The 6,829-nt window shown below is 70.5% G+C and carries 7 protein-coding genes and 1 pseudogene; 6 read left to right on the top strand and 2 right to left on the bottom strand.

Annotated elements, in window-relative coordinates; translation table 11 throughout:
* The 3 genes from pyrH to SACHA_RS0115655 all read left to right on the top strand — a co-directional run.
* Positions 1 to 725 (top strand): UMP kinase (pyrH, locus tag SACHA_RS0115665; RefSeq protein WP_019811236.1); only part of this gene is annotated, 725 nt, incomplete at its 5' end.
* Complete coding sequence (frr, locus tag SACHA_RS0115660) at positions 722 to 1,279, top strand: ribosome recycling factor (RefSeq protein ID WP_019811234.1); 558 nt, start codon at positions 722 to 724, stop codon at positions 1,277 to 1,279. The genes pyrH and frr, both read left to right, overlap by 4 nt.
* Positions 1,279 to 2,226 carry a phosphatidate cytidylyltransferase gene (locus tag SACHA_RS0115655; RefSeq protein ID WP_019811232.1) on the top strand — a complete coding sequence of 316 codons (948 nt, stop codon included), beginning with the start codon at positions 1,279 to 1,281 and terminating at the stop codon, positions 2,224 to 2,226. Before frr ends, SACHA_RS0115655 begins: the two co-directional genes overlap by 1 nt.
* Positions 2,227 to 2,255: 29 nt before the next feature.
* Here the strand turns inward: SACHA_RS0115655 and SACHA_RS0115650 are convergent, their stop codons facing one another.
* Positions 2,256 to 3,101, bottom strand: coding sequence for a VOC family protein (locus tag SACHA_RS0115650; protein WP_019811230.1), 846 nt, complete (start codon positions 3,099 to 3,101; stop codon positions 2,256 to 2,258).
* A 211-nt stretch (positions 3,102 to 3,312) separates the two neighbouring features.
* On the opposite strand from SACHA_RS0115650, the gene rlmN reads away from it, so the two are divergent.
* Positions 3,313 to 4,434 (top strand): 23S rRNA (adenine(2503)-C(2))-methyltransferase RlmN, encoded by a 1,122-nt coding sequence (rlmN, locus tag SACHA_RS0115645; protein ID WP_019811228.1) that lies wholly within the window; start codon positions 3,313 to 3,315, stop codon positions 4,432 to 4,434.
* A gap of 220 nt (positions 4,435 to 4,654) precedes the next feature.
* Positions 4,655 to 5,911, top strand: a complete 1,257-nt coding sequence (locus tag SACHA_RS0115640) for an ATP-binding protein (protein ID WP_019811226.1) — start codon at positions 4,655 to 4,657, stop codon at positions 5,909 to 5,911.
* Positions 5,912 to 5,970: 59 nt separating this feature from the next.
* Here the strand turns inward: SACHA_RS0115640 and SACHA_RS0115635 are convergent, their stop codons facing one another.
* A complete protein-coding gene (locus SACHA_RS0115635) occupies positions 5,971 to 6,231 on the bottom strand; it encodes a DUF2631 domain-containing protein (RefSeq protein ID WP_028663238.1) in 261 nt (86 codons plus the stop codon).
* 128 nt (positions 6,232 to 6,359) lie between these two features.
* On the opposite strand from SACHA_RS0115635, the pseudogene SACHA_RS22510 reads away from it, so the two are divergent.
* A pseudogene (locus tag SACHA_RS22510) lies at positions 6,360 to 6,829 on the top strand (1-deoxy-D-xylulose-5-phosphate reductoisomerase); the annotation flags it as partial.

Below are 6,829 nucleotides of genomic sequence, written 5' to 3'. Positions count from 1 at the left end.
ACGGTTACCGGCGGGTGTTGCTCAAGCTGGGCGGCGAGATGTTCGGGGGCGGCTCCCTGGGTGTCGACCCGGACGTGGTGCACTCGGTGGCCGCGCAGATCGCCGATGTCGTGCGCACCGGGGTCCAGGTGGCCGTCGTGATCGGTGGGGGAAACTTCTTCCGCGGGGCCGAGTTGTCCCAGCGCGGCATGGACCGCGACCGGGCCGACTACATGGCGATGCTGGGCACGGTCATGAACTCGTTGGCCCTGCAGGACTTCATGGAGAAGGAGGGCATTCCCACCCGGGTCCAGTCCGCGATCACGATGGGGCAGGTCGCCGAGCCCTACGTCCCCCGCCGGGCCGAACGGCACCTGGAGAAGGGGCGCGTCGTGATCTTCGGCGCGGGCACCGGGATGCCCTACTTCTCGACCGACACCGCGGCCGCGCAACGCGCCCTCGAGATCAGTTGCGACGTGGTGCTGATGGCCAAGGCGGTCGACGGGGTGTTTAACGCCGACCCGAAGAACGACCCCGACGCGATGCTGTTCGACCAGATCCGCCATCGCGAGGTGATCGAACAGGGGCTCAAGGTCGCCGACGCGACGGCCTTCAGCCTGTGCATGGACAACAACATGCCGATCATCGTGTTCAACCTTCTCACCGAGGGCAACATCGCCCGGGCGGTCAGTGGTGAGAGGATCGGGACACTGGTCAGTACCCCCACACACCTGGAGCAGTCGTGATCGACGAGACCCTCCTCGATGCCGAGGAAAAGATGGAGAAAGCGGTGTCCGTCGCCAAGGAGGATCTGACGTCGGTGCGCACCGGCAGGGCCTCCCCGAGCATGTTCGCCCGCATCCACGTCGAGTACTACGGAGTGCCGACCCCGCTCAACCAGCTCGCGAGCGTGAACGTGCCGGAAGCCCGGATGGCCGTGATCAAGCCTTACGACACTTCCCAGCTGGGTGCGGTCGAGCGGGCGATCCGGGACTCCGACCTGGGCGTGAACCCGAGCAACGACGGCACCGTCATCCGGGTGGTGATTCCGCAGCTCACCGAGGAGCGGCGGAAGGAGATGGTCAAGGTCGCCAAGAGCAAGGGCGAAGAGGGCAAGATCTCCATCCGCAGCGTGCGCCGCAAGGCCAAGGAGGAGCTGGACCGGATCGCCAAGGAGGGCGAAGCCGGTGAGGACGACGTCGCCCGTGCGGAGAAGGAGCTGCAGAACCTGACGGACAAGTACGTGCATCAGGTCGAGGAGCTCGTCAAGCACAAGGAATCCGAGCTCCTCGAAGTCTGATGCCGACGGTGAGCGACGACCAGGCCTCGGACGGGGACTCCGCGGAGCCCGGCGGGTCGGGGAAAGAAGGCCCGCGGGAAGAGCCACCGGACGATCCCTCCCGGGAGAACCGGGAGGGCGGGAGCGCGCGTGGATCCTCCCGGGCGGGGCGTGACCTGCCCGCCGCCATCGCGGTCGGGGTGGCGCTGGGCGCGGCGATCCTGGGGTCGCTGTTCACGGTCCGGTACCTGTTCATCGGCATCATCGCCGCCGCCATCGTCGTGGGCAGTATCGAACTCGCGGGAGCGCTGCGCCGCTCGGTGGGCATCCGGATCGCGCTCGTGCCGGTGCTTGTGGGCGGCCAGGCCATGATCTGGCTCGCCTGGCCCTACGGCCGCGCCGGTGCGGTGACGGCGTTCGTGCTGACGGTGCTCGTCTGCCTGCTGTGGCGGCTGCGCGGAGGAGCGTCCGGCTATCTGCGCGACGTGGCCGCCTCGGTGTTCGCGGCGGCGTACCTGCCGTTGTTCGCCGCGTTCGCCGCCATGCTCGTCCCCCCCGACGACGGGGTCGGCCGGGTGCTCTCCTTCCTCATCGTGGTCGTGGCCTCCGACACCGGTGGTTACATCGCCGGTGTGCTGCGCGGCCGGCACCCGATGGCCCCCTCCATCAGCCCGAAGAAGACCTGGGAGGGATTCAGCGGGTCGCTGACCATCGGTGTGGCGGGTGGCGCGCTGTCGGTGACCCTGCTGCTGGACGGGCTGGCCTGGCAGGGTGTGCTGTTCGGTGCCGCGGTCGTGCTGTCCGCGACGTTGGGCGACCTGATGGAGTCGCTGATCAAGCGGGATCTGGGCATCAAGGACATGGGAACCACCCTTCCGGGGCACGGTGGCCTGATGGACCGGCTCGACTCGCTGTTGCCGTCGGCGGTGGTGTCCTGGTTGTTGCTGAGCGCGTTCGTCCCCGTGTGACGGTGCCTGCCGCCGGAAGGACGGGCCGGTCAGTCGTCGTGCGGGTCGTCGACCTCCGAACGACCGACACCGAGATCGACCGGCCGGGAGTGGTCGGTCACGGAGAACCGCGCCCCGTCCGGATCGGCCAGGACGGCCGTGCGGCCGGACTGGGTGTCGTAGGGCTCGGTGAGCACGTCACCCCCCAGCATCATCGCGTGTCCCGCGGTCGCGTCCGCGCCGCGTGCCGGCTCGATCGCGAAGTAGGTCATCCAGTGCGGGGGCACCCGCGAACGCAGGTCCCGGTCGAGGACACAGCGGTACAGAACGGGGCGCGGTCCGAGTCGCCACTCCGCGTAGTCGATCCCGTCCCGTCCGATCTGTTCGCTGGTGAACGCGAACAGGCGGCAGTAGAACCCGTCCGTGCTCTCCGCGTCCGGGGTGTTGAGGTCGACGCCGCTGAGCGTGCCGGGGATCCCGGAGCCCAGCGCCCAGCCCTCCGGCGGCTGCCAGAGGACCACCGGTGTCCCGGCCGGGTCGGTGGCGTGCAGGACCGTGCCCCGGTCCGGGATGTCCACCGGCCCCAGCCGTACCGTTCCGCCGAGGTGCTCGACCCAGCCCACGCTGCTCGCCGCGTTTACCACGGACAGGTGTACCGACCAGCCGGTCGGCTGCCCGTGAGCCGCCTGGTACAGCCCGGCGACCTCGATCCCGTCCCGCAACGCGAGGGTGTAGCGGCGGTTGGTCGCGACGGGATCGCGTTTGACGTGGAAGTCCCAGCCGAACAGTTCCCCGTAGAACCGGCGTGCCGCGGGCTCGTCCGCCGCGGCCAGCTCGACCCAGCACGGTGTTCCCGGCGGGGGGACGGACGTTGTCGACGGACTTCCGTGGGACACACGGACCACCTCCCGGACGAGGGCGGATGACACGGTGGGAGGCCCGGGGGCCGTCCGGAGTCTAGACCCGCACGGGGGGCCGTCGCGCGCGTTTCCGTGAGATCACGACCGAAGGAGTCCCGCCCGGGCCGTCCCGGCGGGCCGGGCGGTCGGGAGCGTGGCAGGGGACCACGCGACCACGGTGAGGCTGACGTGGGACAATGGCGGAGCCATGACTGCACTGCCCCTCGTCTTCGACGCCCCCCGCAAAGGTCTGCCGAGCAGGCACCTGGCCGATCTCGACACGGCCGGACGTGCCGAGGCGGTCGCCGCGCTCGGGGAGAAGCCCTTCCGCGCGAAGCAACTGTCCCACCACTACTTCTCCCGGCTGACGGTCGACCCGGAGGCCATGACCGACATCCCGGCGGCGTCGCGGCAGCGGCTCGTGGACGAGCTGATGCCCTCGCTGTTGACGCGGGTCCGCGCGGTGGACTGCGACGGCGGGAGCACCCGGAAGACGCTGTGGCGCGCACACGACGGCACCATGCTGGAGAGCGTGCTGATGCGCTATCCGGATCGGGCGACGTTGTGCATCTCCAGCCAGGCGGGCTGCGGGATGGCCTGTCCGTTCTGCGCGACGGGGCAGGGCGGACTCGACCGCAACCTGTCCACGGCGGAGATCGTCGACCAGGTCCGCGCCGCCGCCGCCGTGATGCGGGACGGCGAGATGCCCGGCCCCGACGGCACGCCCGCCCCGGGACGGCTGTCGAACATCGTCTTCATGGGGATGGGGGAGCCGCTGGCCAACTACCGCAGGGTGCTCGACGCGGTGCGGCGGATCACCGACCCGGCACCGGCCGGGCTGGGGATCTCCCAACGGTCGGTGACGGTGTCGACCGTCGGGCTCGCCCCGGCGATCCGGAAGCTGGCCGCCGAGCGGATGCAGGTGCGGCTGGCGGTGTCGCTGCACGCACCGGACGACGAACTGCGTGACGAGCTGGTTCCGGTGAACAACCGCTGGCCGGTCGCCGAGGTGCTCGACGCGGCCCGGCACTACGCCGACACCACGGGCCGGCGGGTCTCGATCGAGTACGCGCTGATCCGGGACCGCAACGACCATCCCTGGCGCGCGGACCTGCTGGCGGAGCGGTTGCGCACCCACCTGGGCCACCTGGCCCACGTCAATGTCATCCCGCTGAACCCGACCCCGGGCAGCGAGTGGGGCGCCTCCCCGAAGTCGGTGGAGCGGGAGTTCGTCCGCCGCGTCAACGACGGCGGCGTGCCCTGCACCGTGCGCGACACGCGTGGTCAGGAGATCGCCGCGGCGTGCGGTCAGCTCGCCGCCGAGAGCTGAGGACCGCGTCGGCAGGGATCCGCACCCGACGGCGGGCGGCCGCGTCGACGGATGTCGAGCGGCCAGGTGACCACGGGACCGGCGGCCAGGTGACCACGGGACCGGCGGCCAGGTGACCACGGGACCGGCGGCCAGGTGACCACGGGACCGGCGGCCAGGTGACCACGGGACCGGCGGCCAGGTGACCACGGGACCGGGGAGCTCGGGCATACTGGCGGTAGTGCCACATCCACAGGGCCTGCTCCCGCGGCGAGCCGAATCGCTGGTCGCCGAAGCGCTGACGGACACCCGGGTCGTTCTCGTGAACGGCGCCAGGCAGGCGGGCAAGAGCACTCTCACCCGGCTGGCCGCCTCCCAGGCCGGGGACCCGGTCCTGCGTCCTCTCGACGATCCGGCGACGTTGGAGGCGGCGAGGCTCGATCCGACCGGCTTCGTCGAGCATCCAGGACTCATGGTCATCAATGAGATCCAGCTCGCCCCGGAGTTGCTCCGACCGATCAAGCTGACAGTGGATCTCGACCCGACTCCCGGTCGATTCCTGCTCACCGGCTCGTCGCGCATCCTCGCGTTACGGGCACTTCCGGACGCCCTCCCGGGGCGGATGGAGATCCTCGAACTGTGGCCGTTCTCCCAGGGAGAGATCAGCGACGGCGCGGACGCGTTCCTCGACGCCGCCTTCGGGCACGGTGCCGAGCTCGAGTACACCTCGGAGCTCGGGCGTCGGGACTATCTGGAACGCATCACGGTCGGCGGTTTCCCCGAGTCGGTCCGGCGGACCCGACGCCGACGTGCCGCGTTCTTCGACTCGTACCTGTCCACGTTGATCGAGCGGGACGTGCTGGAACTGGCCGACATCGAACGTCGCCGCGAACTGCACACCCTCCTGCGACTGCTCGCCGGACGCGCGGGTGGACTACTGGTACCGGGAGCGCTGGCCGGGGAGAGCGGAATCCCCAGGACCACGCTCACACGCTACCTGGACCTGCTGTCCTCGGTCTTCCTCATCAAATCCATTCCCGCGTGGGCACCGGGGGGCGGGACACACCGCGCCGTGGGAACACCGAAGCTCGCATTCGTCGACACCGGCATCGCCTGCCATCTGCTCGGCCAGGACGCGAACCGGCTCGCTGATCCGGGAGGGGCCGCCGGACCGATGGTGGAGAACTTCGTCGTGAGCGAGCTGTCCCGGCAACTCACCTGGTCCGCCGAACGCGGCACGCTGTACCACTACCGGACGAAGGACAAGGTCGAGGTCGACGTGGTCGTGGAGACCCCGGACGGACGGGTCGTCGCGGTGGAGGTCAAGGCCGGTTCCACCATCCGTGCCGAGGACGTCCGTGGACTGCGGCATCTCGCCGACCGGTTGGGCGAGCGCTTCGTCGCGGGCTATGTCCTGTACACGGGGCGACAGACCCTGCCGTTCGGAAACCGGATCCGCGCGCTGCCGTTGGAGGCACTCTGGCGGGTCGCACCGTGAAACGGGATCGGCGACACGCCGCCGACCCCGGGCGCACGTCCGCCCGCGGGAACGGGTGGTCAGCTCCGCCAGGCCGTGCGGCGCCGCTTCATGTCGTACAGCAGGCCCGCGATGATGCCCACACCGATGACGATGAGCACCACGTTCGCGGTGTTCCGCTCGTGGTTGCCGATCAGCATCAGGAACATGACGGCCGCGGTGAACCATCCCGCCACGCGGGACGCCTTGGGGAACTCGCCGTGCCAGCCCCACTCGGCCGACGGCTCGTCCCGCGGGTCCACCTCGGTACCGGTGCGCTTCTCGACGGCCTTTCCTGCCACGATCACTCCTCCACTGCGGGCGCCCACACCGCTGACGCCGGTCACTGCCGATCGCACGTCGCGTACCGTCCCATGATCCCACACGCCTGCCCGTCGACTCCTCCGGGACGTTGGCGAGAATGGTCACGATGAGCACACCACGGAGGGTGCTGATCCTCGGGTCCACCGGGTCGATCGGCACGCAGGCACTCGACGTCACCGGCCGCAACCCCGACCTGTTCCGGGTCGTGGGTATCGCCTCGGGCGGGTCGGACCCGCAGGCGCTGGCCGCCCAGGTGCTGGCCCACGACGTCGAGGCGGTCGCGGTGACCCGGCCGACCGTGGTGGAGGACCTGCAGCTCGCCCTCTACGCCGAGGCGCAGCGCCGCGGGTACGCGCAGGGCGGGTTCCGGCTGCCGAGGATCTTCGCGGGCGGTGACGCCGTCGAGGAGCTGATCGACGCCGTGCCCGCCGACGTGGTGCTGAACGGGATGCCCGGGTCCCGCGGGCTGCGACCCACGCTGCGGGCGCTGGCCACCGGCGCGACGCTCGCGCTGGCGAACAAGGAGTCGCTGATCGCGGGCGGCCCGCTGGTGCTGGAGGCCGCGCGGCCGGGGCA

Source organism: Saccharomonospora halophila 8 (assembly GCF_000383775.1).
Lineage (GTDB): Bacteria > Actinomycetota > Actinomycetes > Mycobacteriales > Pseudonocardiaceae > Saccharomonospora > Saccharomonospora halophila.
The sequence above is the reverse complement of the archived record's forward strand: the minus strand, read 5'-3'. Positions and strand labels throughout refer to the sequence as shown.

Coding starts and splice junctions, on each gene's coding strand:
- rlmN (WP_019811228.1), top strand. CDS start 3,313: ATGACTGCACTGCCCCTCGTCTTCGACGCCCCCCGCAAAGGTCTGCCG.
- SACHA_RS0115655 (WP_019811232.1), top strand. CDS start 1,279: ATGCCGACGGTGAGCGACGACCAGGCCTCGGACGGGGACTCCGCGGAG.